Source organism: Haloechinothrix sp. LS1_15, assembly GCF_033042135.1.
Taxonomy (GTDB): Bacteria; Actinomycetota; Actinomycetes; order Mycobacteriales; family Pseudonocardiaceae; genus Haloechinothrix.
In genome coordinates this window covers 132,314-158,848 of the sequence record NZ_WBXM01000004.1, presented here as the reverse complement: position 1 = coordinate 158,848, position 26,535 = coordinate 132,314, and the positions used below count along the sequence as shown (strand labels likewise).

Genomic DNA, 26,535 nt, shown 5'->3' with positions numbered 1-26,535 from the left:
CACGATGATCATCGCACTGGTGCTGCTGTACGTCGGCGCCGTACTGGTCGTGAACGGCATTTGGCTGCTCGGCCACATCGCCGACCGCGAGGTCGGGGTGCTCAATACCTTCGCGGGCGGTATCGGGCTGATCTCCGCGATCACCGTGGCGGTGGTGGGAACGATCGAGGGGAACCTCGCCTCGATCGAGCTCGCCGCCTACATCCTGCTGTTCGCCTTCACCTACCTGTGGGTGGCGATCAACCAGTATCTGGATGTCGACGGCAGGGGGTTGGGCTGGTACTGCCTGTTCGTCGCGATCACGGCCGTACCGACCGCCTGGCTCACCTTCACCGCTGCCGACGGCCAGCCGTGGCTGACCTGGTTGGCCGTGAACTGGGCAGTGTGGGCGGTGTTGTGGTTCCTGTACTTCCTGCTGCTCGCGCAGCGGCTGGCCATCACCCGATTGGCAGCTGCGGTGACGCTGCTCGCGGGGGTCGGGACCGCCTGGCTGCCCGCCTACCTGCTGCTCAACGAGCTCCTGCCGTTACCGGCAGCCTGACCGGTGTGGCCCCGGGCAGATCACGCCCGGGGCCACACAACCGCACATCAAAGGATCGATCCGATCAGGACAGTCCCACGTCCTGGAGCATCTCCAGGGTCTCCTCCAGTGGGGCCAGCTCGGACAGATCGATGTCCGGGCTGGGCAGCTCGTCAATCGGCGGCAGGTCGTGCACTGTGGACGTCACCCCGTCGCGGACCGCGTACTCGGCGGTCTCGTCGGCGAAGTACTGCTGCGCATCCTCCGAGACCAGGAAGGCAGCGGCCTCCTCGGCCGCATCCTGGTTGTCACTGCTGTTCAGGATACCGACCCCGGCGATGTTGACAAGCGCGAGCGGGTCGTCCTGCTCCGCGTAGTGGATCTCGACGTCGACGTTGTCCTCACCGCGCTCCTCGACCAGCGCGTGGTGGTAGTAGTGGTTGATCAACCCGAGGGAGACTTCGCCGTTGTCGACCCCTTCCAGGGTGGAGGAGTTGTTCTCGAACTGCTCCGGCTCGTTGTCACGGAACGCCATCAGCCAGTCACGGGCACCGTCATCGCCTTCGAGTACCCGCAAGCCGGTGACGAAGGCCTGCCAGGAAGCATTGGTCGGCGCGAAGCCCACCTCGCCGCGCCAGCGCTCGTCGACGAGCTCATCGAGGTTGTCGGGCAGCTCGGCCTCGTCGACCAGCTCGGCGTTGTAAGCGATCACCCTGGCACGCGCCGAGGTCGCCGCCCAGGTGTCGTCCTCGGCCCGGAAGCGTTCAGGAACCACGTCGAGAACCTCGTCGGGCAGTTCGGCGAGCATGCCCTGCTGGGACAGTGCGCCCAGCGCCCCGGCGTCCTGCGAGAAGAACAGGTCGGCGTCGGTGGCGTCGCCCTCTTCGAGGAGCTGCGCGGCCATCTCGGCACTGTCGCCGTAGCGCACCTCGACATCCCGGCCGGTGGCCTCCTCCAGCTCGTCGAGGATCCCGCCGACCAGCTCCTCGTTGCGCCCGGAGTAGATCGTCAGGGTGCCGCCCTCGCCGTTCTCGGCGGCAGCATCGCCGCCACCGTTCTCCTCGTCGGTGCCGCACGCGGCCAGAGCAGGCAGCAGCACCGCACCGGCGGCCAGCGCGCCGAAACGCAACAGCACAGGTCTTCTCATCGAACTCGAACCTTCCTTGCAGGGAACGATTAACTCGAAGGGAAGCCTAACCTAATTTAGGCAAACCTAACAGTGATGTATGTCGCTCCGGTTTCATCCTCGCTGCGGGTGAGCTGTCCTGCCGAATGGCTCGCTCGGATCTACTCTCATGGGTCCAGATACCGCACTCCCGCCACCTGGCGGGAGCAGTCCCATGAAGGAGGAACCTGCCATGCGTTTGCGGACCTCGCTCGCGGCAACAACCACCCTCGCCGTGCTGCTCGGCGCGTGCTCACCCGCGGACGACCAGGCCGAGGATGCGGCTGACGAACCAGCAGGAACGGCGAGCGAGGACAGCGGAAAGGACGGAGCGACACCGTTCACCTTCGGCTCCGGCACCGACGAGCAGGCCACCGAGGGCGCTGGCCCCATGGTGGTGATCACCGACGTCCGGATGGGCAGCCACGAGGGTTTCGACCGCCTCGTGTTCGAGATCGGCGGCGAGGGCGACGCGGGCTGGCACCTGGCCTACACCGACGACCCGCGCACCCAGGGCAAGGGCGAGGAGGTCGACATCGAGGGGGAGGCGGTGCTGGCGGCCGCGGTCACCAACATCGCCATGCCCACCGACGAGGAGGCCATGCCTGAGGGGATCGAGCCGTGGGACGGCCCGGAACGACTCGACGGCCCGGAGGATGGTCACATCGCAGAGCTCGTCGAGGACACGGTGTTCGAGGGACGGCACCTATTCCACGTGGGGCTGGACGGTGAGGTGCCGTACACGGTGCAGCGGCTCGACGACCCGCAGCGCGTGGTCATCGACTTCCTCGTCGAGCAGACATAGGCGGGCATGATCGCCGGTCACAGCGGCCGGATCACTATCGGCGGAGGCAGGCAGTCGGGCACCGAGCACCGGGGGTGCGGCGTCTCGACCGCCATCGGAGCCCCCTCAGCGCCCGGCGACGGAAGCGCCAGCATCGCACGCAGCGTCCACACGGCGGTGGCGTGGTACTGATAGGAGACCGTTCGTGGGGTGAGCACCGAGGACGCTCCCCACGAGGTGGCGCGGTAGCCCGTGGCATCCTCCTCGGCGCGCAGGATCACCACATCCGCACACCCGTGCCGTTCGGCGATCGCCGCCAGCAGCTCGGGGTTGACCGGAGAGCCCCAGCGCAGCAACGTCCAGCGCCGCCTACGCAGCTCTCCCAGCAGTTCCTCCAGACTCCAGGAGCGCAACGTCACCGCATCCGGCATCGACGACACCTGCCACCATCCCGGCGAGCTCGCCACCTCCCCACCCACTCCGATGCGCGTCCCCCGGCGAACGCGATCGCGGGCAGGCTGAGCACGGCTGCGCCGAGCACGCAGACCGCCATCACCACCAGCAATGTTACGAAACTGGCCATCGACACTCCCTGAACATCATTTCCCCAGTCATTCGAACCTCCAGCCCTCGAAGCACTGTCAGTCCAAGTTTATTCACAACTTATTGCATAAATCAAGAAGTGAAGCGCTGCTGGTCAAGCGTCAGTTCAGGTCAACCGGCGTTCTGGTACACCGCAGTGATGCGCTCCAGGATCGCGCGGGCGTCGTCCCCGTACGAAACGAACGGCTGTAGCTCCGCCCAGTGAGCTTCGTAGTCTGTGACCTCGCGCGATTCGGTGACCAGTGCGGTCGCGGTCTGAGTGCCGAACAGGACGGCACGTGAGTCATAGAGGTCGAAGGCATGAAGCACTGGAACGGTCACCGGAGTGGACCATGGGATCACCCCAAGGCGAACATTATCCCTGCGCGAGACCTCGTCGAGGTACGCCAGCTGCTGGCTCATGACGCGCGCACCGCCCATGTTCCACCACAGAGCACCTTCAGTCAGCACGAAGGTGAACTCACGTTGCGTGTCCAGTAGCCGCTGTCGCATCATGCGCGCATCGACAGTTCGCTGTCGATCATCGTGTGTCAGCGACTCCCCGAAAAGCGCCTCGGCATACCCCCGAGTCTGCAATAGACCTGGGACCAGCGTGGGAGCGACGCTCCGAACGCGACCAGCGACCTCCTCGATACGCCCGATGCGCTCCTGGAGCCGCCAGCCGCCGCGTTCCAATACGATACGCGCCGAGATGCGATCTTCCTGCACCTCACGAGCCATGCCCACCAGGCCTTTTCGCACCTCAGTCGGTGCATCGTAAACCTGACAGAGGGCGTCGACCTGTTCCGGTGTCGGCATGAACGTGCCGGTCTCGGTACGAGACACCTTCGGCTGGCTGAGGCCAGCGCGCCGAGCAGCCTCGGCACCGGACAAGCCAGCATCCTTCCGTAACCGGCGCAGTGTGGCCGAGAGCTCGTTGGTGGGTTCCCGCATCGACACCTTTCTCGGGCTATTGGCTAGCCACGATGGTACTGCGGGTGCTCCCTCCAGTATGCGTTGAAGTCCACCCCGGCTGACCACGCCGCATCGCGGGCGGCGATATAGATAGGAAGTAAGCGGGTATCCCCGACACTCGCTCCCTTGAACGCACCGTGCTCGTCGTAGTGCATGAGGAGGAGGTGTTCGTCGCCGATCAACCAGAAATCCTCGTCCGGAACCGCGTCCGGTTTGCGATGCTCAGCGGTATCGATGATGCGGATACGCTCGCCAGCCAACGAATTGTAGACATATCCCCACTCGAACTCGTATCGCAAGTAATCGGTCAGCGGTGACCGGACCACGTGCACCCGATACGTGTACAGACCGCGAGCTACTTCGCGTCGGATCACGTCCGGCCAGGTACTGCTGGGCTCGGACTCGCCTGCCAGGTAGCGGTAGTAGTCGTGTGCGTCGCTGTCCACCGCATAGTACGGCAACGTCTCCAACCGGAACAATGTCGACGTGAAGTGCTGCTCGATATAGTTTCCGAGCTCGTACTCGGTCAGCATCAACATGGCTCCAGCTCGCGCAGCACCGATCTGGACACCTCGACGGCGTTCTCGCCGTGCGGCATGTTCAACTCTGCCAACAGTTCGGGATCCGTTACCGCAACTCCGCACACGAGGAGGTACTCGTGATCAACGGTTATCAACCCCGCACGCGGTTGTGCATCGCGAAGCTCAGGAACCAGTGACCACGGCACAGCCACCGCAGCAGTACCTACCCCACCAACGTGAGCGCTTGACCACGCGTACCCCTGGACCACAAAAGTACCGTGGTCCGTCATGTTCACATTCGGACATGTTCGCCCGTTGGAACACTGTCCTCGTACCAGCACAACCCCCATCCGACCTCCCACCGCCACGACATCGCTACAAATTATTCACTATACTACGCATAACTTCACCGGGTGTCCATGGCCCTAGTTGCCGCGCTCCCTCGGTACAGCCGAAGGCAACAACATCGCCCGTGGGCTCGCGGCGCGCCGGAAGATGTCAGCGCTGGTCAGATCACGGCGCGGGTGCTTACCCTCGGCGCATGGCCACCTACTACGCCGTGCATCCGAAGAACCCGAAACGGCGCTCCATCGGCCAGGCGGTGGACAGCGTGCTCTCCGACGGCATCATCGCCTACCCGACCGACTCCTGCTTCGCGCTCGGTACCCGGCTGGGCAACCGGAACGGGATCGAACTGATCAAATCCATCCGGCAGCTGGACCACCGCCACCACTTCACCCTCGTATGCCGGGACTTCTCCCAGCTCGGCCAATTCGTGCACGTCGACAACACGGTCTTCCGCGCCGTCAAGGCGGTCACCCCCGGCAGCTACACCTTCATCCTGCCCGCGACCAAGGAAGTGCCGCGCAGGTTGATGCACCCGAAGAAGAAGACCGTCGGGGTCCGCATCTCCGGACACCCGGTCGCCCAGGAACTCGTCCAGATGCTGGGGGAACCGCTGCTGTCCAGCACCCTGCTGCTGCCTGGCGAGGAAGAGCCGCTCACCGACGGCCGCGCCATCGCCGACCGGTTAGGCAAGCAGCTCGACGCGGTGCTCGACTCCGGGGATTGCGGTACCGAACCGACCACAGTGATCGACTTCTCCGCAGGCGTTCCCGAGATCGTCCGGCGCGGCGCGGGCGACACCAGCCCGTTCGAGTAGCGGGCACGCCCGTTCTTGACTGACCGGTCAACTACCCGTACCGTCACCGCGCATGAGCGCACGAGGCGAACCACGTGAGCGCATCGTGCGTCGCGCGGCCCGCCTGTTCCTGTCCCGTAGCTACCGGGACGTCGGGGTGGACGAGCTCTGCGCGGCCGCCGAGGTTCGCAAGGGCAGCTTCTACCACTTCTTCGCGGGCAAGTCCGACGTGGCCAAGGCCGTCATCGACCTGCACACCACCGCCCTGCTCGACCGGCTGTCCCGGGCGTCAGGGGCCACGGCCGCCGAGCGGCTGCACGGGCTCGCCGATGCCATCGGGACCATCCAAACCGGCTTCGAGGAACGGTTCGGCCGCGTCGTCGGCTGCCCGTTCGGCAACCTCGCCGCCGAGCTGGCCACGACCGATGAGGACCTCCGTACCCACCTGGCCAACACCTTCGCCCAGTGGGAAGGCGAGTTCGCGACGGTGTGCAGGCAGGCCGCCGCCGAAGGCGCGCTGCGCCGGGGCGTGGACCCCGACCGGCTGGCCCGCGCGCTCCTTGCACAGGCCCAGGGCCAGATCCTGCTGGCCAAGACCGCCACGGAACCGGCAGCAGGCATCGCCGCGGCCCTGCACGACCTCATCGACGCCCACCTGGAGGAAGGCTTGGCGACATGACGACCGAACCGGCCGACGTCGACTTCCACTTCGATCCGATGTGCCCGTTCGCGTACCACACATCCCGCTGGATCCGCGCCGTACGCGACGAGCTCGGGCTGACCGTGCACTGGCGGTTCTTCAGCCTCGAAGAGATCAACCGACCCGATGGGGCCAAGCACCCGGCCGAACGGCCGTGGTCCTACGGCTGGTCGCAGATGCGCATCGCCGCGCTGCTGCGCAGGCATGACATGGCGCTGGTCGACGCGTGGTATGCCAGGGTGGGCCGGGCGCTGCATGTCGACGGGGAGAAGCCGCACGACCCCGACACCGCGCGCAGGCTACTCGGCGAGGTGGGAGCCGACCCCGCGCTGCTCGACGCGGCGCTGGCCGATGCGACCACGCACGACGAGGTATCCGCCGACCATCACCGGGTGACCGGGGCAGGCGGGTTCGGTGTGCCCACCCTCTTCTTCCCCGACGGCCAGTGCCTGTTCGGCCCCGTGCTGATCGATCCGCCCACCGGGCAACGGGCCGTGCGGCTGTGGGAGCTGGTGACCGGGATGCTCGAGTTCCCTCAGCTCTACGAGCTGCAACGACCGAAAGGCGCGCGGGATCAGCAGGCGATCGGCGACTATCTCGCACCGTACCTGCGCGGCCGCGACTGGCTGAGCATCGATCGCGGCCAGGTCGTCGACCTGACACCACGTCACGATGAGGAGGTCACCGGATGAGCACCGCAGCGACCGGCAAGGAGACCCTGGTCGACGCCCTGGTAGGGCAGTGGGAATCGATGGACGAGCTGCTGGCCTCGCTGCCGGAGCGGGCATGGTCCACGCCGAGCACGTTGCCCGGGTGGACGGTGCAGGACCTCGTCTCACACGTGATCGGCACAGAATCCATGCTCGCGGGCGAGCAGGCGCCGGAGCCGGACATCGACGTCTCCTCGCTACCGCACGTGCGCAACGAGATCGCCGCGTTCAACGAATGCTGGGTCCGCGCGCTGCGCGAGGACACCCCGGCGCGGGTGCTCGAGCGGTTCCGCGACATCACCGCCACCCGCGCCGCGTCGCTGCGCGCGATGACGCAGGAGGACTTCGACGCACCGTCGTGGACCCCGGTCGGCGAATCCACCTACGGCAGGTTCATGCGGATCCGGGTCTTCGACTGCTGGCTGCACGACCAGGACATCCGGGATGCGGTGTCCCGGCACGGCAACGACACCGGGCCGTGTGCCGAGATCGCGCTCGAGGAGATTACCGGCGCTCTCGGCTACCTGGTCGGCAAGCGTGCGGGCGCGCCGGACGGTACCCTGCTGACCATCGAGCTCACCGGCCCGGTCCACCGGACGCTGCACGTTGCCGTGGACGGGCGCGCCGCGCTGATCGATGAGCTGCCGGGCCAGGCGCACGCCACGATCCGATTGGGCTCCGGGCTCTTCGCGCGGCTGGCAGGTGGCCGTGTGCAGCCGGACGACCACCTGGCCGATGTGGAGATCCTGGGTGACACCGAGCTGGGCGAGCGGGTGGTGCGCAACCTCGCGTTCACGATCTGACGTTGCTGGGCGCCCGGACGCGAGCAAGCCGGGCGAGGTAGGCGCCTGTGACTCGCCGATGCAGGTCCTCGGGAAGATCAACCGTAGTTCGCACGGCTACATCATCGCATCGCTGCATCAAGATGTGCAGCGCATCAGCACCCCGTCCCGAACCGCATCCGGAAATCCCGTGCTGCCGCGCTGGCCAGCGGGCTGCGGCCGTGCAGGAATCCGAGCGGCCCGGCAGGCTGGATCGCCCACGACGCGCGAGCCATAGCGGGCCGTGCCGACACCCGCACCGGGCTGCGCAGGGGTCCCTGCTGGATTACGGAGAATCCCGCGGGGATCCGGGCAGGCAACGCGGGCAGCGTCCGGAACCGGGCCGCGGCGATGCCGCTGGTCGGGGTACACGCACTCGCCTCGAACAGCTGGGCGTGGCGCATATCGAACCCGGCGAGCCCCTTCGGGATGTGCCACAGCGCACGGCCCCCGTCGCGGGACGAGGGGCTGTCCACCCAGATATGCGTGATCGACGCGGCGATACGGAGTCCGTCTAGAACAGCCACAGTGGACAGTAGCTCGCGATACGCGAGCACGCCGCCCGGCTGGTAATCCACCCAGGCAGTGATCACGAACCCGCTACCCGCGACCGTCAGCGGCCGCACGCCCGCAGGCAGCGCTGGCAGGCTCGCCACCGGCAGCCGCCACACCGACAGGTACGCCTGGCCTCGCAGGTTCCATGGCTGTGGCGGGTAACCCGGGTCCGTCATACTCCTCCTCAGCGCGGGGTGATCGGCAACCGGAGCGCGCCAGGGGCGTTTCCTGGCACGGCCGGGTTCTTGGGTGCCACGGGGTCCACCTTCCGGTAACCGGCGCCGAGCTCCGGACGCGGATCGGGTTCACCCCGGTTCGGCCAGAACGCCATCGCCCGCTCGGCCTGCGCGGTGATCGTCAGCGAGGGGTTCACCCCGAGGTTGGCGGTGATCGCCGAACCGTCAGCGACGTGCAGCCCGGGATAGCCGTACACCCGCTGGTACGGGTCCACCACACCGGTCTCCGGCGAATCACCGATGACGCAGCCGCCGATGTAGTGGGCGGTGGAGGGGATATTCACTGCGTCCATGTACAGCCCGTACGCGTCGCCGTCGATAGCCTCGGCGAAACGGCGGTTGACCTCATGCCCGATCGGGATCCAGTCGGGATTCGGTTGCCCGCTGCCCTGCCTGGTCGACAGCCGTCCGGTCCGGGTGCGGAAGGAGGTCAGCGAGTTGTCCAGCGACTGCATTACCAGCAGGATCACCGAGCGGTCCGACGCACGGCGCACGTCGAGCGAGCGCGCGAACAGCTTCGGGTGTCGCAGTATCAACAGCAGGAACCGCAGCGCCCGCATCCGGCCCCCGTCCACCATGGGCGCCGCCAGCGGGAACAGCGCGTTCTGCCCCGTTCCGTAGTGGCACACCTCGATGTGGGTGTCGGGCTGCGGGTGGATCGACGAGGTGATCGCGATCCCCTGCGAGAAGTCGGTCCTGCTCCGGCTACTCGCGGTGAGGATGGCCTCGGAGTTCGTACGCGTCAGCTCGCCGAGCCGCGGGGACAGGGCGGGCAGGCTGCCGCTGTCCTTCAGCGTGTGCAGCAGCTTTTGAGTTCCCAGCGCGGCGGCGGCGAAAACCACCTGCTCGGCGGTCAACCGGCGTGGCTGCTTGCGCAACAGCCGCCCGGAACGCACTGCGGTGATCTCGTAGCCGCCACCCGGCAGCGGGCGCACGTCGGTCACGGTCCGCATCGGATGCACCTGTGCGCCCGCCCGCTCTGCGAGGTACAAGTAGTTCATGGTAGTGGTGTTCTTCGCCCCGTACGGGCAGCCGGTGAAGCACCGCGCGCAGTGCACGCAGCCGGTACGGTCGGGACCCGCGCCGCCGAAGTACGGGTCGCTCGCGGTGACTCCCTCCTCACCGAAGTACACCCCCACCTGGGTGGGATGGAAGGTATCGGCCACACCCAGCGACTCGGACACTTCGCGCAGCACCTCGTCGGCCGGGGTCATGCGTGGGTTGGTCGCCACCCCAAGCATCCGCTTGGCCTGGTCGAAATAGGGGGCAAGTTCGGACTTCCAGTCGGTGATGTGCGCCCAGGCGGGGTCAGTGTAGAACTGTTCGAGCGGCTCGTACAGGGTGTTGCCGTAGATCAGTGAGCCGCCGCCCACGCCTGCGGCGCTGAACAGCGCGCACTTGCCGAGCAGGCTGATGCGTTGGGGACCGGTGAGGCCGAGCTTCGGCGCCCAGATCGACTTGCGGATGTTCCAGTTGGTCCGCGGGTAATCCTCCGGGTTCCAACGCCTCCCGGACTCCAGCACGCCGACCCGATAACCCTTCTCGGTCAACCGCAGCGCCGACACGCTGCCGCCGAATCCGGACCCGATGACGAGCACGTCGTAGTCGAACGCGGACATCGACGCCCACCTGCCTTCCTCGCGGCGCACCGTACGCGCACTACCCGACGGTAGCCGGAGCATACCCGCGAAGCGTAAAGACCGGCGGCCGGTGGATCCATAGTTCCGGCCAAGCAGCGTCGGGGTGTGCGACTGCCCGGCACAGGGCGCCTGGCCGGCCCGGTGAGCGAGGGCCGGCCAGGCGCCTGTATATCGCTGGAGGACGACCGGTGGCCAGTTACGACTTGGGGTCGCCCTCGTGCGCATCGGCTTCGGCGTGCGCCACCTGGACATCGACGAACTGGTCGGTACCCGGCAGCGGCGTCTGGAGATCAACCGTCACCCGCACCGCGTTGGCCGCGATGCCCCCGGGAATGGTCTCGGTCTCGTGCAGCACGACGCGAACGCACAAGCTCCCGACCCCGTCCGGGGCCTCCAAGCACTCGTCGATGATCCCGGTGTCCGGATCCGGCTGGACCGCCAGCTCGTCACCCTCCCCGTCGATGTGCAACGAACCACCGACAATGGTCACCTCGCTATCGGTCGTGACCGAACCATCCGGCTGCAACGTGGCCGTGGCGATGGTCTCGACGGCCTGGGCAGTCAGCACCACGGGGACACCACCTGCATCACTGAGGTTGTTCAGGTCGAGCTCGAAGTCCTCATAGGTGATCCTGGTCGTGCACCCCTCTTCGGGTGTGCCACTGTTGTCCGCCTCCAAGGTCACCGCGGTGGCGACTGGTTCGGTGGCGCCGAGTACCGGCATGAACAGTGCCAGCTCGGACAGCGTCTCGTTGTCCGGGAAGACATCCTGCTGGGTCTTGATCGCGGGACCGGCGTAGCCGTCCACGATGCCCTCCGCGTCGACGCGCACATCGAACGCATGCCCGGTGCAGAAATCGGGCTCAGGCGGGGGCGGGGTCGGAGTCGGGTCCGGTTCCTTGTGCTCCTTGTAACAGAACGACGCGTGGCTGAGGCCAGCCTGCTCGCCGGACTTGGGATGGGTAGGCGCCCGAAGTCCGTCGTCGGAGGTTTCCCCGTCGGGCCGGTAGTCGTAGACATTGGTATCGGGACCGCCTTTCACTGCCACCACCTGCACGGGCAGGTTGGACTCCCAGTCGAATGTGGAGTTCGCACCGGAGATGGTGACCTCGAGGGTTCCGTCGGTATACGTACCGTCCTTGACCGGTTCGATCTTGAGCTCGTTGGATGCCGGCACGACGTCGCTGCACGACTGGTTGCCCGAGTGCCGTTCCGGCTGGACATGGCTCGCCGCCGCCCACGGAGCCGCGAGCAAGCCGGCCACCAGTACACCCGCAGCCGTAATGGGCACGATCGTCAGGATGTTTCGTTGTCTGCGCGTAGGTTTGGTCATCTGACACTCCCAGCCCCATCGTTACTAGCGAGTACGCAGCGTTATCTACTGCACATCCAGGGTCGTTTCGGAAAGACACTCCATTAGCGGCATCGAGGAGTTCCACGCGAAAAGACCAGTTACACAACGCGAGTTACGGCAACACGTTCCAGCACTCTGGACCTTTCACGCCCGGTGCAGTACCGTGCACCGAGCGCTCGCACCGACTGCCCTCCGGGTCCGTTGCGGCGCTGTCGAGCCAGCGATCCTGACTCGCGTGGGGTGATCACATGAGCCAACCAGCCACCATGGCGGGACACTGGGTGCGGCGTTACTTCCAGATCCCGCTGATCTGGAAGTTCGCGGTCGCGCTCGTGGCGGGCGCGATCGTCGGATTGATCGTCGGACCGCCGATCGCGGTGATCGAACCCCTTGGCGAGCTGTTCCTGCGACTGCTGCAGATGCTGGTCGTGCCGCTGGTCATCGTCACGCTCATCGCGGGCGCGTCCTCGATCTCACCGGTCCAGCTCGGCCGCTCCGGGGTCAAGATCTTCATTTACTACATCGTCACCTCGGCCGCCGCTATCTGCATCGGCATCGGGCTCGCCCTGCTCGTCACCCCCGGCGCCGGCCTCGACATGCCTGCGGCCGACGCGGAGGAACCGGAGGAAGCGCCGCCGATCATCGACACGCTGCTCGGCATCGTGCCCGAGAACCCGTTCACAGCCATGGTCGAGGGCAACATCCTGGGCATCATCTTCCTCGCGGTCATCGTCGGGATCGCGCTCGGCGTGCTGCGCCACAGCGAGAGCGAGCGGATGCGTGAGCTCGGCGAGCACGTCCGGCGGCTGACCGACGCGGGCGTGCAGATCATGTTCATGATCATCCGCGGCGTGCTGGAGTACGCTCCGATCGGCGTGTTCGCGCTGATCGCCGTGGTGCTCGGCGAGACGGGAACGGATGCGTTGGTGCCGCTCGCGAGCCTGACCGGTGTCGTCTACGGGGGCGTGGCGCTACAGATCGCGTTCTACACCGTGCTCCTGTTGCTCATCGGCGCGAGCGTGCGGCAGTTCTTCGGCGCGGCTCGCGAGCCGATGATGACCGCGTTCGTGACACGGTCCAGCAGCGGGACACTGCCCGTGACGACCCGTGCCGCCCAGAAGCTGGGAATCAAGGAAGGCGTGTACGGCTTCAGCCTGCCGTTCGGCGCCACCATCAATATGGACGGTACGGCGCTCTATGTCGGCGCCTCGACGATCTTCGTCAGCCAGGTGGCGGGAATCGACCTGTCGTTCGGCGAGATCCTCAGCGTGGTGCTGGTCGGCACGCTCGCCTCCATCGGCACCGCGGGCGTGCCGGGAGCCGGGCTCATCATGCTCTCGCTGGCCATCACCCAGGCAGGGCTGCCGTTCGCCGCGGTGGCACTGGTGGCGGGTATCGACGCGCTACTCGACATGGCGCGGACCATGTGCAACGTCACCGGCGATCTCACCGGTACCCGGATCGTCGCGAAGACCGAACCGGGGATGCTGGCCGAACCCGAGCAGCAAGAGACCTCGTGACCGACCCCTGCGGCCGATGAGTTTGCCACGTCCCGCGAGTCCACCCCTGTGGAACCCTGTCACGTCACCCGGCCTCCAGGAGGGCTCGCATGACCGCCAACCCCGCTACTTCCAGCACCGCCCACACGCTGCGCATACCCGGCGCCACCTTGCACTACGAGGTGCGCGGCGACGGCCCCCTGGTGGTGCTGGTCGGCGCCCCGATGGACGCCACGTCTTTCGAGCCACTCGCCGACCAGCTCGGCACCGACCACACGGTACTCACCACCGACCCGCGCGGGATCAACCGCAGCACGCTCGACGACCCCGAGCAGGACTCCACACCGCAGCTGCGCGCCGACGACCTCTCCCGGCTACTTGCGCACCTCGACGCCGGCCCAGCCGCAGTGTTGGGCTCCAGCGGCGGCGCTGTCAGCGCGCTGGCCCTGGCACAGGCCCACCCCGAGCAGGTTCATACAGTCGTGGCACACGAGCCCCCGCTGGACGACCTGCTGGAGGACAGCGAGCAGCTCCACGCGCAGACCGACGACATCATCGCCACCTACCTCGCGGGCGACGTCACGGGAGCGTGGGCGGCGTTCATGGAACAGGCAGGCATCGCCCTTCCGGCGGACGCGATCGAGGACATGTTCGGCGGGGAACGCGACCCGCAGCAGGTCACGGACGAGCGCTTCTGGTTCGCGCACGAGCTCCGCGCCACCACCCGGTGGCGTCCCGACCTCTCGGCGCTGCGCGCGGCGAGTACCCGCATCGTGGTTGGTATCGGTGAGGAATCGGCTGGGCAGCTGTGTGACCGCACGGCGCGTGCCCTCGCCGCGGAGCTCGACCTCGAACCAGAGATGTTTCCCGGGGGCCACATCGGGTTCGTCGAGCAGACGGAGCCGTTCGCTGCCCGGCTCCGTGCCGTGCTGCACGGGGGATGAACGGGCGAGGACGGTTGAAAGCACACCGGCACGGCGTCTACCAAGGAAGTAGCGTGTGCCGTCCAGCCTTCGTCATGTCCGTGACATCGCAGGAGGGGGCCGGGATGAACGTGCGGCTGTACAATCCGAAACGCGAGGTACAGGTGCGTGGCCCGCTGCGGGTCGAGGAGCTCTGCGAACAGCTGGGATTCCCGCGACAGTCGGTGCTGGTCATTAGGGAGGACGAGCTCGTCACCCGGGAGGCCACGCTGGAGGACACCGACACCGTGGAGATCCGTCCGGTGATGTCGGGAGGCGCGCGATGAAGTGCCGTCGCTGCCGCGCGGACGCGGTGATCGAGCTGCCGCAGCACCGCACCGCGTTCTGCGCCGAGTGTTTCCTGCACCACTGCCGCCAGCAGGTGCGCCGCACGATCGAGAAGTATTCGATGATCGGTGCCGGGGAGCGTCCGCTCATGGCGATCTCCGGGGGCAAGGACTCGCTGGCGGCGTGGGACCTGCTGCTGGACCTGGGCTACGACGCCGATGGTGTCTATCTCGGCCTCGGCATCGGCGGCTACAGCGACCGCTCCGGCGAGTACGCCCGCGCGTTCGCACACCAGCGGGGTGTCAAGCTGATCGAGCTGGACCTCGCGACCGACGTCGGCTTCACCATCCCGGAGGCCGCTGCCCAGCGGCGCACGCCCTGCTCGGCGTGTGGCCTGTCCAAGCGGCACCTGCTGAACACCGTCGCGCTGGAGCATGGCTACACCGTGTTGGTCACCGGACACAACCTGGACGACGAGGCAGCGGTGCTGTTCGGCAATGTCATGCGCTGGGACACGGAGTACCTGGCCCGCCAGCAGCCCGTGCTGCCAGGCGGCGATGGGTTCGCCCGACGGGTCAAGCCGCTCGTGCGGCTCGGCGAGCGGGAAACCGCGGCCTACTGCATCATCCGCCGGATCGACTACCAGGTCGAGGAATGCCCGATGGCCGAGGGGAACCGACACCTCGGGTACAAGGAACTGCTCAACCGGATGGAGGAACGCTCCCCCGGCACGAAGCTCGAGTTCTACAACGGCTTCCTACGGCGGATGCAACCGCTGCTCGACGGCGTCAGCTCCCAGGACAAGGGCGACCTCGGCTCCTGCGGCCGGTGCGGCTCGCCCACCACCGGCGAGCTGTGCGCGTTCTGCAGGCTGACCGACCAGGCGACCGACCCCCAGCACCGGTCCACACCGCGCGGGCGACGTGGTCGCAAGCGGCGGAATAACAGCCGCCGGCAGGTTGTTGGTGCCGGGTGAAGGCATCGGATGTCATCGGCGGTGCCTTCGATCACGTGAGAAGCTACGGCGACTTGCGTGAAAGGGGGTGATCGCGATGGCGCTGACGATGCCGAGGAGGTTGGACAAGATCAGATCGGTACCAACCTCGGCCCCGGCCTGACAGGCCGGGGCCTTCCCCATATCGGCGGGGACGCGGAGCGAACTCGCCCTCAGCGGATAGGGCGGGGTCGACATGCGCCGCGCTCGTGGCTCGTGTCGCAGAGCCGTTCCCGGATCTCCCACGTGAGGGAATGGCGCGCGTCGGTGCCGAGTGGACGTCGCACGTCGAGACCGGCCTCGTAACCGCTGTCCTCGCCGATCCAGTGCCGGTACTCCTGACGGGTCGCCCTGACATAGTGGCCGTAGAACGGCCGCGCCAGCGGAGTCGGGCCCCAGTCCGGGATGGTCCACGCGGCGTAGCCCTGGGCCCGCTCCGGATCGATATACCAGCAATCCCACTCCACCGGCGAGAAAGACCACCGGCAGGTGCGCCGCTGCATGCCACCGTGCCGCGTCACCGAGGGATCGCGGGAGATACCGTGCAGCGTGTCGCTGTCCGCGTCGTAGTGCTCGTGGTACCAATCGCCGCACCGATCATCGGTGTCGCGGCAGCCCACCCACGGCTGCCATGCCGCACGGCGGCGCTCGCGCTCGCTACCCTCGGCCGCGCAGTATCGCGCGCTCATCACGCGTGCCGCCTCGTTCGCCGCGTGCCAGCTGTCGATGCGGGCCCAGACCGGCATGTGGGCGCCCGAGCCCGCCGAGTCGAACTGCCACATCCCCACCCCGGGGTGCCAGAACGCTCGCCGCGCGGTCGTGGGATCGCCGAACGAATGCAGGCCGTGCTGGATATCCCACCGACCGAGCGTCATCGGCGATGGTGCCGTGTCGGGTGTGGCCCCGGTCTCGGGCCAGACCACCGCCAGCATCATCGCGGCCAGCCTGTCCCGGGACAGGCCGCAGTCGCGGTGCGCCTCGGCCCGGTCCAGTACGTCATCCAGCGGCTCGTCCCCGAAGACGTGCTCGGCGGAGACGGGCACGGGCACCGCGAGCAGGCCCAGTGCCAGCATCACCACCAGCACGGCGCGGCAGCCACGGCGCACGGCGGCGCGCATCACGACCCCACCACCCACAGCATGGGCATCACGCCACCGAACTCCGCGCCGGGATCCTCCGGTTCGGCATGCAGGAAATCGGCGAGATCGCCCGGTTCTTCCGCATCGAGTGCGGGCAGGCGATCCCCGGAGCCGGGTCGCACGACCGGCGTCTCCGCGACGTGTAACACCTCTCCCTCATCGCCAAGCCAGGCGATCACGACTGCCGGTTGCTCGATCGCCGTCCCGGCATGGTTACGCACCGACCCGTACAGCAGGTAAGGACGCTGCTCAGCGACAGCCTCGTCGAGCAGGTTGCCCACCGCGACATCGCGGCCCCCGCCATAGGAACGCAGCCAATGCACGATGATCTCGGCGTCCCGCCGGGACTCCGCTGCGGCATCGCCCGCATTGACCTGCCAGCGCACCTCGCCGACGGCGGCGGCGGGTACGTCGGCGGCCATCCGGAACGGGCCCGGCTCTCCCGCCCGTAGCGGATCGACAGGAACGGGGGCTGATGCCGAGCCCAGTGCGGTGCCCTCCTCGTCGAACAGCACCGCGTGCACTGTGACCCCGCCGACCGCTTCGCGGGTCTCGTTGCGCACCAGCCCCGTGGCCGTCCACTCGTCACTGCCGGTTGTGCGCACAGTGGACTCCAGCACCGTCAGGTCGTCGCGCACGAGCTCGGTGATGTAGTGCGGCCCGCGGAAACCGGCGAGGTTGCGGTGCGCTCGCTCGTCCACCGGACCCGCGTCCCCCGGCAGGGGCTCGGCGCCGCAGTCGGCCTCGCCCTGCTCGTCCGGCGGGACGCGGATACAGCCCTGCTCGTCGTAGAGCTCCGGGGCACGCTCGTGAAGCGGCGGGAGCTCGGGCAGCTCGACGGTGTCCCGGCCGATACCCGACCCCGCGTGACCGTTCACGCCGAGCAGCCACACCGGTGTCGAGGCCGGTACCAGCGCGATCGCCAGGGTGACCAGCAGCGCCCAGCCGGCGCGGCCAACCCCCGCGGCCGGTGAAGACCTCCTGGACATCGAGCCCACACCTCCGCCGACGCCGGCAACCACTTCGCCCGCTACTCGTTACGGGTGACCATCCGCTGGAGTGCACCGCTCCAACGAGCGTACTCGCAGGCCGTTGCCGGGACACGGTCGTGAACGAGGCGCCGGGGTTCGGCCGAGGCCTGCCGCGCCACCGTGCGCGACTCGCTGAGCGCGGCCGCCGCGCGCGGCCGGTAGGCGGGGCGGCTCACCGCGAGGAAGGCGCGGGTCCGGTCACTCCGGCCAGCGGCTACCGGATCTCGATCGACTCCAGCATCGCCTCGGCGTCCGGTCGCCACTCCTCGAAGGTGTCCGGCCTGGCGGTGTACGTGACGATCACCGCCTCACCGTCCGCCACCGTGTAGCGCGTCAGGAAGCGCATGTCCCCGTACTCGTGACCGCGGTCGCCCGCGTACTCGACCTCGTAGCCGACGCGCCCGTCGAGCTCGACCTCTCGCTCGGAACGTACGTCCGCGAGTTCGTCGAGCTCGGCAATGGACTGCGCGTGGAACTCGTCGGGGCTTGCGCCGCGCGCCGGGTCGACCAGCACGTTGAGGTTGTCGCAGAAGTTCGCCCCGCAGGCTTCCGGGTTGACGATGGTCGTGGCGCCCTCGAGCACGTCGGGGCCGAGCTGCCACCCCGGCAGCATCTCGACCAGCACATCGACCGGCCCCTGGTGCACAACCACGTCATCGTCGGCCACTGCCGGCTCGTCGTCGGCTGCCTCGGCCTGCCCTGAGACGTGCTCGGCACAGCCGGCCAGGAACGCAACTGCCGCGACGGTTGCCGCGGCCGTCGCCGCGCGAGCGGGATTCCCCATGAAGCTCAGCTTCGGGCCGGCGCGCGCCGCTGTCAACCGACGGCAACGGGGACCGGGCAGGCGGCGCAGCCGGTAGGCAGCCGGGACCGCGCCACACTACCCCTTCGTCACGGCGCGCGGGCGGCCCACGCGCCGGTTCGACTAGTGTGTGTCCATGCCGAGCAACCTGGGGTATTGCGCGGCATGCCGCACCTGGCAACCTGTCACCGACGGTCGGCTGGTGTGGCATGACCGCAAACCGTCCAGCCCGACCATCGTCCCGTCCCGACTGCGCTGCGCAGGTTCGGGCGATCCACCCGCGGCTCCGCCGGAGGACGACCCCGACGAGTGACGGGACCGGGCCGGAAACGACCGATCGGGTGCACAGGGTGGGAGCCGAGGGGATCCTCCGGTGCGTATCCGGTACCCGAGGAGCCCTTCGGCTCCCACCTGGCCGGTACGGCGTGCACGTGCCGGTGCAGGGGCGCGGTGTGGCTGACGTCATGGCGAGGTATCTGTGCCGGTCGTGGTGCTCATCGGCGCTGGTCGGCGCTGGTCGGCACCGGGCCAACGAGGTTCCGCGACGTGTCCCCGCTGCGACGGAATAGTTGACAGTTCATCTATGTTGCACGCACCGTATAGATGAAGTTTCAACAACCATTCCGGTTACGGAAACCGCAGGAGGAGACGTCCCCATGGGTCAGCCCGTCAAGATCAGCATCATCTACTACTCCGCCACCGGCACCATCGCCGAGATCGCCTCGACGCTGGGCAAGGTGGCCGAAGCCGAGGGCGCTGAGGTACGCATCCGCCGCGCGCCCGAGCTGGCACCCGACTCGGCGATCGACGCCAACCCCGCGTGGCGTGCGCACGTCGACGCGACCCGGCACATCCCGGAAGCCACTGCCGACGACGTGGTGTGGGCCGACGGGGTGATCTTCGGCTCCCCGACCCGTTTCGGCAACATCGCCGCCCAGCTCAAACAGTTCCTCGACACCCTTGGCGGGCAGTGGCAGCAGGGCCAGCTGGCCGACAAGGTCTACAGCGGGTTCGCCTCCAGCGCCACCCGACACGGCGGCCAGGAATCCACCCTGCTCGCGCTGTACAACACCATCCACCACTTCGGCGGCGTCATCGTCAGCCCCGGTTACACCGACCCGGCGAAGTTCGTCGACGGCAACCCCTACGGCACCAGCCACGTCGATGCCCAGGGGCAGCTGCCCGTAGACGATGACACCCGCACCGCCGCGACGGTGCAGGCCAAGCGGGTGGTCGCGCTCGCCCGCACGCTCGCCGAGTCCGAGGCAGCCTGAGATGCCCGGTGGCGTGCCCCGGATCCCCGCGGAGCACGCCACCGGCGGGATCGGCCGGGCTCACCGGGTGCGTACTACCCGGCTGACGAGGCCACGTTCGTGAGGTTCTCCATCACCCGGGCCGCGTGCAGATCGTTCGCGGTGATACCACCGGCGGAATGCGTCGTCAACGTGACCGTCAGTTTGTTATAGCCGTGGATGAACAGGTCCGGGTGGTGGTTGAGCTCGTTCGCGGCGAACGCGATCGCGTTGGCCAGGTTGACCACCCCGAGGAAACCCTTGCGTTCCCACGTCTTGCTAATAGCAGAGCCGTCCTGCGTCCAGCCCGGTAGCGTCGCGAGACCGTCAGCGATCTCGGTATCCGACAGGAGTTCCGGCATATCCGCCCCCTTTCTCCGCGGTCGCTGGCGGCGCGACCGGCGATCGCTGTCCCTGGCTCAGTGCCAGTGTGCGGGATCGCGCGTGGCCCGGATCGAACCCACCGGGATGTACCGGGCCCGCTCGCCCCGTACATGAGTCAACCACCGCAACCGCAGTGTCACAACGCGGTACCCGCCTGTCGAACGCGGCAAGCACGGCCGAGGTCACACCGCAGGCGGCAGCCGGTCCGGACCGCCCGCTCACGCAGCTCGGCCGGGCACCTCTTCGACGTTCTCCCTGACATGACTCCATCCGTCCCAAAGAATGGAGTCTCCGAACTCGACGGAGCGGTTCAGAGGGAGAGTTGCCCGCTCAGAGGTCAAGCTCGTGCGCTGTGAGGGACGGCGGTTCGAGGTTTGTTCATGTTGCTGGCACTTGAATGGCGTTCTCAGGGAGGCCCGATCCGCTGGTGTGGATGGTGAGATGATTGGTTCCCTTGGGCATGCCGGGTTGGAAGTACAACTCGTCCCGCAACTCGGTGCCAGTACCTCCGGTGCGGCGGGTCATCATCCGATAGGACGTGCCGTGCTCGTCGGTGATACCGATGTTGATGCGGTTCAGGATAAGGGGTCCGGGTTCCTCGGGCGGGGCCTCGGATGTGTCGTTCGGGCTTTGTTGCCGCCGTTCTGCCCATGCCGTCATATCGTGTTCGTGCTCATCGAGCATTCGTTGAGTAGCTTCGTTCGGGAGTCCGGCTAGTCGCAGGACAATTCCGTCGTCCCACAGCTCCACCGTCAGGAGCGCGACGGCAATTCCGTCGACGTCCGTGAGTTGAGTTCGAGGCACCAGTATCCGTGGTAAAGCAGTCACATATTCAGCGTAGGCGAACACGGGGACTACGTCCTCCGTGTCACCTTCACCTTTGCGTGTGCGTAGCTTCGGCAGGATCAAGGGTGCGCGGAGCGCATCGCGTAGCGACGCCGTAGACGCCCTTGATGCCACCGGCGCGACGTTCGATCCGGTTCCGGCATGGGTCCTGCTGGTCCTGCAACTCGCGCAGAAGTCGACGGTGCTGGTCGTCGTAGCCGCTGCCTACAGCGAGTCGTTGGCGATACTTCGTGCGGGCCTCGAGGTCGGGCCGATCCATGCGCTCGTCGGTGATGATCTCGCCGGGAACGATAGCGAGGCTGCCGCCGAGCACGAGCAGGTCGCGATACTCGCCGGTCTCGTGCGCGATGGTGACGGTGCTGGATGGTGATTCGCCGGTCGCAAGGTCGAAGTGGTCGGCCGTTTCGCGGATGGTCTCGGCCAGCGTGGCTGTGAGGTCGGCATCCAGGACCCTGGTCAGCGAGAGGCGCAGGCGCTCGGCACTGGACACGAACGTGCCTGGCGAACCGGAGTGACGCTTGACACTTGATCGGTAACAGGGTTGCCAAATACTAACTCCCAGGTCTGTGACCTGGGAGTTTGGCGCGCCCGTAGGGATTCGAACCCCAAACCTTCTGATCCGTAGTCAGATGCTCTATCCGTTGAGCTACGGGCGCCTGTTCGGTTGTCCGGTCGACTAGGCTAGCCGACCGCCCGATCGCTACTGCAACCGGGTGGCGGAGGCTGCGGGATTCGAACCCGCGAGGGGCGTAAACCCCAACCGCATTAGCAGTGCGGCGCCATAGACCAACTAGGCGAAGCCTCCCAGGGGCCATCAGGCCACTGCCTTAACAGGCTACAGGCCTGCCTGCGCGGCCGTCACAGCGGCCCCGGCACCCTGCCGGGGCCGCTCAGCCCTGCCCGGCGCGCTCCAGAAACGGACGTAGCGCGTCGGGGTTGGCCAGGGCATCGGCGCTGACCGCCCGCTCCGGCGCGGCGCCAGCCAGGATCTTCTTCACCGGCACCTCGCACTTCTTGCCGTTCAGCGTGCGCGGCACGTCGTCGACCGCGACAAACTCGTCGGGCACGTGCCGTGGCGACAGCTCGACTCGCAACTCGGTACGCAGCCGCTGCCGCACCTCCTCCAGGTCGGCACCCTCGGCGAGCACCAGGAAGCACAGCAGCTTGCCCTCGTCCTCGCCCGCGCGTGTGGTGTCGATCACCAGCGAGTCGAGCACCTGGTCGTCGCCTTCCACCACGCGGTAGAACTCGGCGGTGCCCATCCGGATCCCGCCGCGGTTGAGGGTCGAGTCGCTACGACCGTAGATCACAGCCGAGCCACGCGGGGTGATCCGCACCCAGTCGCCGTGCCGCCACACGCCGGGGAAGTCCTCGAAGTACGCGGCGCGCAGGCGCGAGCCGTCGGGATCGTTCCAGAAGAACACCGGCATCGACGGCATCGGCTTGGTGAGCACCAGCTCGCCGACCTCGTCGATCACCTCGTTGCCCTCGTCGTCGTAGGCGGCCACAGCCGCGCCGAGCGCGCGGCAGGACAGCTCTCCCTGCCACACCGGCACGTCCGGCGAGGCCCCGAGGAACGCGGTGCACACGTCGGTGCCGCCGGACACCGAGCAGATCTGTACCGGGCGTCCCTTCGCGTCGCGCCCGAGCTCGTCCACGATCCAGCGGAACCCGTCGGAGCTCAGCGGCGCACCGGTGGTGCCGACGGCACGCAGCGCCGAGAGGTCGTGCTCGACCGCCGGGCGCACCTGGCGTTTCAGGCAGGTTTGCACGTACGGCGCCGAGGTGCCGAAATAGGTGATGCGGTGCTGCTCGGCCAGCCGCCACAGCGCCCCCAGATCGGGATGCCCGGGACTGCCGTCGTAGAGCACCACGGCTGCGCCGACCAGCAAGCCGGAGATGACGAAGTTCCACATCATCCAGCCGGTGGTGGTGTACCAGAAGAAGCGTTCGCCCGGCCCCAGGTCCAGGTGCAGCGCCAACGACTTCAGGTGCTCCAGCGTGATCCCACCGTGCCCCTGCACGATCCCCTTCGGCAGGCCCGTGGTGCCGGAGGAATACAGCACCCACAGCGGATGTTCGAACGGCACCGGTTCGAACTCCAGGTCGGCACCTTCGTGCCGCGCCAGCAGCTCGGTCCAGTCCCGCGCCCCCTCGACCTGGCCGGTCCCGGCGTAGTCGATCGCCACGACCTCCCTGAGCGACGGGATCTCGTCGGTGAGCGTGGCCACGGTGGCGCGCACGTCGAAGGTCTTGCCGCCGTAGCAGTAACCGTTCACGGTCACCAGGACCGCCGGTTCGATCTGGGTGAACCGGTCCGCGATCGCCCGGACCCCGAAGTCCGGGGAGCACGACGACCAGACCGCGCCCAGGCTGGCTGCTGCGAGGAACGCCACCAGCGTCTCGGGGCAGTTCGGTGCGAGCGCCACCACCCGATCGCCGCGCCCGATCCCTAGCTCACGCAGCGCCGACCGCGCGGCGGCGACCTGCGCGCGCAACTGCCCGTAGGTGAGCTCGCTGGCCAGCCCGTCCTCCCGGTGGAAGATCACCGCGAGCTCGTCGTCGCCCTTTGTCGTGCCAGCCACGCCGGGGGCCAGCGCGTGCTCCGCGTAGTTCAGTGTGGCGCCGGGGAACCACCGCACCTCGGGCATACGGTCCCCGTCGCGCACCCGCTCGGCCTCGGCGTGCCAACGCACCCCGAGATACTGGGCACACGCCGCCCAGAAGTCGTCGAGCTCAGCGACCGACCACTCCCACAGCTGCGTGTAATCACCGGTATCCACGCCCTTCTCGGCACGCAACCAGTCGCGGAACCGCGCGATACGGGTGTCGGCCACCTCCTCCGGATCCGGACGCCACAGCACCTCGGGAATGTCGGTCGACGCTCGCAACTCGGTGGTCATGTGCCCTTCCTATCGGAAGCCCGGTTCGGTTCGCCAGGGTCCGAAGCCGGCAGTATCGCGGCACACCTCGAACCGGGCCACCTCACCAGGCGGCGCTGTCCGCGGTTCAGGAGCTGGTTCTCACCCGGTGAGCGAGCCGAGCATGTCCTCGGCCATGCCGAGCAGCCGCGCGTGGTCTGCCGGGGTCACGGTGAGCCATTCGCCCTGCTTGCGCAGCGCGAACCGGCCGTCGGCGGTGTCGACCCAGTTCAGGGTCTCCGGCAGCCACCTCCAACGGGCACCGCCGTCGCGCGACCGCGCCTCCAACCTGCCACCGGCGGCCCTGCCCCCGATAGCACGCGCGATCACACCGACCTCGGCGCCACGCACTCCACCATCACGCAAGGCTTCCTTGAACCCCTCGACACCTTCGCGCTCGCCCACCCGGCAGGCGCGGGTGAACACGTCGACGGCGACGTTGGCTGGTGCACCGGGACCGGCGCCCGCAGGCGGCACGACATCCAACATCGTCGCGGCCATCCTCGTCTCCCGGACCGGGCCGAGCCTGATCTCCGTGCCCGCGCTCGCGACGATGACGCATTCCCGCCCCGGCACGCCGACCGCGCGCAGCGCTGCGTCGGCGGTATCGATGTGCAGTTCACACGCGCGGTTGCCACCTGCCAGCGCCTCCAGGTAGCGCCGCAGATCCGGTGCGGGTCGCTCGACGGTGCCGAGGTCGCGCTCGGCCAACGCCGCCCCAGCCGCTTCGGCGAACCTCGCCCTGGCCGGTGGTGTGCGCCCGATGTGCGGCACACCCAGCACAGCGGGCAGCTCCCCCAGCTCGAGGGCCGACCACAGCAGGAAGAACTCGCCGTGGTGCAGCTGGATCCAACCGGTGTCGGGGTCACGCATCGTCGGGCTCCCGGCTGTCGCCGAGATCGACCGGCGCGCCCTTCTCGTCAGGTGCGAATACGTCCGGGTCACCTTCCAGGTAGTCGGGGCGCTTGCGCTCGCTGCCCTCGCCCTGGCGCCCCGCCCCACCCATCGGCATCCCGGCCATGCCCATGCCACCCCGGGGTGCCGCGCCGGAGGCAGTCGAACCGGAGCCGCCGGGCACGGCAGCCCCCGGACTACCCGCGGTCCCCGCGGCCGTGCCTGGCGCGGCCCCGCTTCCCGGTGCCGGAGCCATGCTGCCGGGCTGCGCTCCCCCTGCAGCAGCGCCGATCCCGCCTACCGCGCCGGAGCCCGCGGTGGACGCCGACGTGCGCTGCTCGTCCGTACCGCTGTCACGGTCCCGGTCACCGGAGGCCCCGTCGCCGTCGCTGTCCTCGCCGTCGAGGTCCGACCGCTGTGCAGGCGGGATGAAGCTGGGCACCGAGCCGTGCACCTCGGCCGATTCGCGCTGCATCCGGCGCATCACCTCGGCTGCCTGGCGGTGACGCTCCCTGAGTTCCTCCTGGTCCGGCCCTACCGGCCCCAGCACATTGGGTGCGGTCTCGAAGCTCCCTCCGGTGAACGGGCTGGCCGACATCGGTGTGGTCGCCCCGGAAGGGCCACCGCCATCGACGATCACCTTCGGTGGTCCCGGCCGCTCATGACGGAAGTCGATCACGTCGAGGGAGTACTCGTGCGGAGGCGGCTCCGGCATGGCGTTCCGTGCCCGCTCCGCGATGTCGGCCTGCCTGCTCACGCAGCCACCCGCCTCGGCTGCCCGAGCGCTCGAATCCCGTGCCCATTCGGTCAGCCGTTCGGCTGTCTCCCTGGCACGCTCCGCGGCCGCACCGCGCCACCCGGCCGCCGCGACCGTCACGACCTCACTCAGCTCGTCGGCGATCGCGTCGAGCTCCTCGGCGAGCTTGGCCCACTCGGCCGCGACGGAGTTCGCCCCCGGCAGGTCGAGGAAGTGACGCACCATCATGTACAGGTGCGCATGCGGGTAGGTCATCCAGTCCAGCGGCTGAGCGAGGTCCTCCTCGCCGGGATCCGGTTCCTCGGGGGGCCACTGCTCCGGCGGCCACGGAACGGGCAGGATCCGCTTGGTCATCGCACACCCCCCTGGTCATCCACACCGGAACCGATGGCATCCAGCTCCGCCGCCGCGTCCTCATCCGTGAGGCGATAGCCGGTCACGGCTTCGCGCACGATCCGCTCGAAGTCGGTGATCAGCTCGTCGAAGGCCGCCAACACCGGGATGGCCGAGGTGTCCTCGCCCGAGGCGGCGCCGTGCAGCCGTCGGGACATCACCCCCGCCACCCAGTTGTTCCCCAGCTGCAACGGGGCATCGAGGCCGGGGGCTTCGGATACGACCCTGGCCACGTGGCAGCGCACGCCGTCCAGCATGGCGAGCACGCGCTCGGCGGTATCCTCGTCCAGCTCCAGATCCCCTTCGGCGACCGCCTCCCGCATCGCGGTCACCCGGCGCGCGGTCTCGTCCAGCTGCGCCGACCCCACCACGGCGAAACCGGCACGCGGGTCCGCCGCCTGCACGGTGGACTCGGTGTCGTCCTGGCTGTCCTTACTGTGCTGCCACGACGAATCGGTCATGTGCCCCTCCCGGAACCGCCCAGTACCACCCAGGTCCCCGACGCGCCCGAACGGCCGGGCGCGCGGAACCTCACGCTAGCAAGAACGCGTGCACCACACCGGCGATTCGACGAAATCGAACGGACCGGTGATCGGCGTGCTAGTGCGGGCGATGGGCGGCTAGTGTCT

General features: G+C 68.1%; 30 protein-coding genes and 2 tRNA genes. 12 read left to right on the top strand and 20 right to left on the bottom strand.

All coding sequences use genetic code 11. From position 1 onward, the window contains the following. The first annotated feature begins 4 nt into the window (after positions 1–4). Positions 5–541 (top strand): AmiS/UreI family transporter, encoded by a 537-nt coding sequence (locus tag F8178_RS08105; RefSeq protein ID WP_317494070.1) that lies wholly within the window; start codon positions 5–7, stop codon positions 539–541. Between the two features lie 64 nt (positions 542–605). Here the strand turns inward: F8178_RS08105 and F8178_RS08100 are convergent, their stop codons facing one another. Then, the gene (locus tag F8178_RS08100; protein ID WP_317494069.1) at positions 606–1,667 is read right to left on the bottom strand and encodes an iron ABC transporter substrate-binding protein; all 1,062 of its coding nucleotides are present in this window, start codon (positions 1,665–1,667) and stop codon (positions 606–608) included. Positions 1,668–1,878: 211 nt separating this feature from the next. Between F8178_RS08100 and F8178_RS08095 the strand changes: the two genes are divergently transcribed. Then, positions 1,879–2,490 (top strand): hypothetical protein, encoded by a 612-nt coding sequence (locus F8178_RS08095; protein ID WP_317494068.1) that lies wholly within the window; start codon positions 1,879–1,881, stop codon positions 2,488–2,490. A 17-nt stretch (positions 2,491–2,507) separates the two neighbouring features. Here F8178_RS08095 and F8178_RS08090 read toward each other — a convergent pair whose 3' ends face one another. From F8178_RS08090 to F8178_RS08075, 4 genes are all read right to left on the bottom strand, one after another. Continuing rightward, positions 2,508–2,900, bottom strand: a complete 393-nt coding sequence (locus F8178_RS08090; protein WP_317494067.1) for a hypothetical protein — start codon at positions 2,898–2,900, stop codon at positions 2,508–2,510. Beyond that, the gene (locus F8178_RS08085; RefSeq protein ID WP_317494066.1) at positions 2,885–3,052 is read right to left on the bottom strand and encodes a hypothetical protein; all 168 of its coding nucleotides are present in this window, start codon (positions 3,050–3,052) and stop codon (positions 2,885–2,887) included. The genes F8178_RS08090 and F8178_RS08085 overlap by 16 nt, the downstream gene beginning before the upstream one ends. Positions 3,053–3,183: 131 nt before the next feature. Then, positions 3,184–4,005 carry a helix-turn-helix transcriptional regulator gene (locus F8178_RS08080; RefSeq protein ID WP_317494065.1) on the bottom strand — a complete coding sequence of 274 codons (822 nt, stop codon included), beginning with the start codon at positions 4,003–4,005 and terminating at the stop codon, positions 3,184–3,186. Between the two features lie 23 nt (positions 4,006–4,028). Continuing rightward, positions 4,029–4,565 (bottom strand): DUF6879 family protein, encoded by a 537-nt coding sequence (locus F8178_RS08075; RefSeq protein WP_317494064.1) that lies wholly within the window; start codon positions 4,563–4,565, stop codon positions 4,029–4,031. A gap of 523 nt (positions 4,566–5,088) precedes the next feature. Here F8178_RS08075 and F8178_RS08070 point away from each other — a divergent pair. From F8178_RS08070 to F8178_RS08055, 4 genes are read left to right on the top strand one after another with little or no spacing between them, the layout of a single operon-like run. Further along, complete coding sequence (locus tag F8178_RS08070; protein WP_317494063.1) at positions 5,089–5,709, top strand: L-threonylcarbamoyladenylate synthase; 621 nt, start codon at positions 5,089–5,091, stop codon at positions 5,707–5,709. A gap of 52 nt (positions 5,710–5,761) precedes the next feature. Continuing rightward, positions 5,762–6,367, top strand: a complete 606-nt coding sequence (locus F8178_RS08065; RefSeq protein ID WP_317494062.1) for a TetR family transcriptional regulator C-terminal domain-containing protein — start codon at positions 5,762–5,764, stop codon at positions 6,365–6,367. Further along, a complete protein-coding gene (locus F8178_RS08060) occupies positions 6,364–7,080 on the top strand; it encodes a DsbA family protein (protein ID WP_317494061.1) in 717 nt (238 codons plus the stop codon). Before F8178_RS08065 ends, F8178_RS08060 begins: the two co-directional genes overlap by 4 nt. Next, positions 7,077–7,901, top strand: coding sequence for a maleylpyruvate isomerase family mycothiol-dependent enzyme (locus F8178_RS08055; protein ID WP_317494060.1), 825 nt, complete (start codon positions 7,077–7,079; stop codon positions 7,899–7,901). Before F8178_RS08060 ends, F8178_RS08055 begins: the two co-directional genes overlap by 4 nt. A gap of 134 nt (positions 7,902–8,035) precedes the next feature. Here the strand turns inward: F8178_RS08055 and F8178_RS08050 are convergent, their stop codons facing one another. From F8178_RS08050 to F8178_RS08040, 3 genes are all read right to left on the bottom strand, one after another. After that, positions 8,036–8,650 carry an acetoacetate decarboxylase family protein gene (locus tag F8178_RS08050; RefSeq protein ID WP_317494059.1) on the bottom strand — a complete coding sequence of 205 codons (615 nt, stop codon included), beginning with the start codon at positions 8,648–8,650 and terminating at the stop codon, positions 8,036–8,038. An 8-nt stretch (positions 8,651–8,658) separates the two neighbouring features. Next, entirely contained in the window at positions 8,659–10,329 is a 1,671-nt protein-coding gene (locus F8178_RS08045; RefSeq protein WP_317494298.1) for a GMC family oxidoreductase, read from the bottom strand. A gap of 217 nt (positions 10,330–10,546) precedes the next feature. Next, positions 10,547–11,683 carry a choice-of-anchor P family protein gene (locus tag F8178_RS08040; RefSeq protein ID WP_317494058.1) on the bottom strand — a complete coding sequence of 379 codons (1,137 nt, stop codon included), beginning with the start codon at positions 11,681–11,683 and terminating at the stop codon, positions 10,547–10,549. A 269-nt stretch (positions 11,684–11,952) separates the two neighbouring features. On the opposite strand from F8178_RS08040, the gene F8178_RS08035 reads away from it, so the two are divergent. The 4 genes from F8178_RS08035 to F8178_RS08020 all read left to right on the top strand — a co-directional run bounded on the left by F8178_RS08035 (position 11,953) and on the right by F8178_RS08020 (position 15,429). Then, positions 11,953–13,224, top strand: a complete 1,272-nt coding sequence (locus F8178_RS08035) for a dicarboxylate/amino acid:cation symporter (protein WP_317494057.1) — start codon at positions 11,953–11,955, stop codon at positions 13,222–13,224. Between the two features lie 89 nt (positions 13,225–13,313). Further along, positions 13,314–14,147: an alpha/beta hydrolase gene (locus tag F8178_RS08030; protein ID WP_317494056.1), complete on the top strand. Its 834-nt coding sequence runs from the start codon at positions 13,314–13,316 to the stop codon at positions 14,145–14,147. Between the two features lie 74 nt (positions 14,148–14,221). Further along, complete coding sequence (locus F8178_RS08025) at positions 14,222–14,452, top strand: MoaD/ThiS family protein (protein ID WP_317494055.1); 231 nt, start codon at positions 14,222–14,224, stop codon at positions 14,450–14,452. After that, positions 14,449–15,429, top strand: coding sequence for a TIGR00269 family protein (locus F8178_RS08020; protein ID WP_317494054.1), 981 nt, complete (start codon positions 14,449–14,451; stop codon positions 15,427–15,429). Before F8178_RS08025 ends, F8178_RS08020 begins: the two co-directional genes overlap by 4 nt. A 191-nt stretch (positions 15,430–15,620) precedes the next feature. Here the strand turns inward: F8178_RS08020 and F8178_RS08015 are convergent, their stop codons facing one another. From F8178_RS08015 to F8178_RS08005, 3 genes are all read right to left on the bottom strand, one after another. Continuing rightward, on the bottom strand, positions 15,621–16,568 hold the full coding sequence (locus tag F8178_RS08015) for a hypothetical protein (RefSeq protein ID WP_317494053.1): 948 nt from the start codon (positions 16,566–16,568) through the stop codon (positions 15,621–15,623). After that, positions 16,565–17,575, bottom strand: a complete 1,011-nt coding sequence (locus tag F8178_RS08010; RefSeq protein ID WP_317494052.1) for an FxLYD domain-containing protein — start codon at positions 17,573–17,575, stop codon at positions 16,565–16,567. Before F8178_RS08010 ends, F8178_RS08015 begins: the two co-directional genes overlap by 4 nt. Positions 17,576–17,831: 256 nt before the next feature. Then, entirely contained in the window at positions 17,832–18,401 is a 570-nt protein-coding gene (locus tag F8178_RS08005) for a hypothetical protein (protein ID WP_317494051.1), read from the bottom strand. Positions 18,402–18,555: 154 nt separating this feature from the next. Here F8178_RS08005 and F8178_RS08000 point away from each other — a divergent pair, with 154 nt between their 5' ends. Both F8178_RS08000 and wrbA read left to right on the top strand, forming a co-directional pair. Beyond that, entirely contained in the window at positions 18,556–18,732 is a 177-nt protein-coding gene (locus tag F8178_RS08000) for a hypothetical protein (protein WP_317494050.1), read from the top strand. Between the two features lie 343 nt (positions 18,733–19,075). Then, a complete protein-coding gene (wrbA, locus tag F8178_RS07995; RefSeq protein WP_317494049.1) occupies positions 19,076–19,693 on the top strand; it encodes an NAD(P)H:quinone oxidoreductase in 618 nt (205 codons plus the stop codon). Positions 19,694–19,767: 74 nt separating this feature from the next. On the opposite strand, the gene F8178_RS07990 is transcribed toward wrbA, so the two are convergent. From F8178_RS07990 to F8178_RS07950, 9 genes are all read right to left on the bottom strand, one after another. Further along, positions 19,768–20,073, bottom strand: coding sequence for a 4a-hydroxytetrahydrobiopterin dehydratase (locus tag F8178_RS07990; protein ID WP_317494048.1), 306 nt, complete (start codon positions 20,071–20,073; stop codon positions 19,768–19,770). Positions 20,074–20,473: 400 nt separating this feature from the next. Further along, the gene (locus F8178_RS07985) at positions 20,474–20,923 is read right to left on the bottom strand and encodes a hypothetical protein (protein ID WP_317494047.1); all 450 of its coding nucleotides are present in this window, start codon (positions 20,921–20,923) and stop codon (positions 20,474–20,476) included. Between the two features lie 46 nt (positions 20,924–20,969). Beyond that, positions 20,970–21,431: a hypothetical protein gene (locus tag F8178_RS07980; protein ID WP_317494046.1), complete on the bottom strand. Its 462-nt coding sequence runs from the start codon at positions 21,429–21,431 to the stop codon at positions 20,970–20,972. A gap of 90 nt (positions 21,432–21,521) precedes the next feature. After that, positions 21,522–21,597: transfer RNA gene (locus F8178_RS07975), tRNA-Arg, on the bottom strand. A 58-nt stretch (positions 21,598–21,655) separates the two neighbouring features. Next, positions 21,656–21,746: transfer RNA gene (locus F8178_RS07970), tRNA-Ser, on the bottom strand. A gap of 85 nt (positions 21,747–21,831) precedes the next feature. After that, positions 21,832–23,844 carry an acetoacetate--CoA ligase gene (locus F8178_RS07965; RefSeq protein ID WP_317494045.1) on the bottom strand — a complete coding sequence of 671 codons (2,013 nt, stop codon included), beginning with the start codon at positions 23,842–23,844 and terminating at the stop codon, positions 21,832–21,834. Positions 23,845–23,964: 120 nt separating this feature from the next. Next, the gene (locus F8178_RS07960) at positions 23,965–24,735 is read right to left on the bottom strand and encodes an ESX secretion-associated protein EspG (protein ID WP_317494044.1); all 771 of its coding nucleotides are present in this window, start codon (positions 24,733–24,735) and stop codon (positions 23,965–23,967) included. Beyond that, positions 24,728–25,867, bottom strand: coding sequence for a PPE domain-containing protein (locus F8178_RS07955; protein ID WP_317494043.1), 1,140 nt, complete (start codon positions 25,865–25,867; stop codon positions 24,728–24,730). Before F8178_RS07955 ends, F8178_RS07960 begins: the two co-directional genes overlap by 8 nt. Further along, positions 25,864–26,367: a hypothetical protein gene (locus F8178_RS07950; RefSeq protein ID WP_317494042.1), complete on the bottom strand. Its 504-nt coding sequence runs from the start codon at positions 26,365–26,367 to the stop codon at positions 25,864–25,866. Before F8178_RS07950 ends, F8178_RS07955 begins: the two co-directional genes overlap by 4 nt. Positions 26,368–26,535 lie beyond the last annotated feature (168 nt).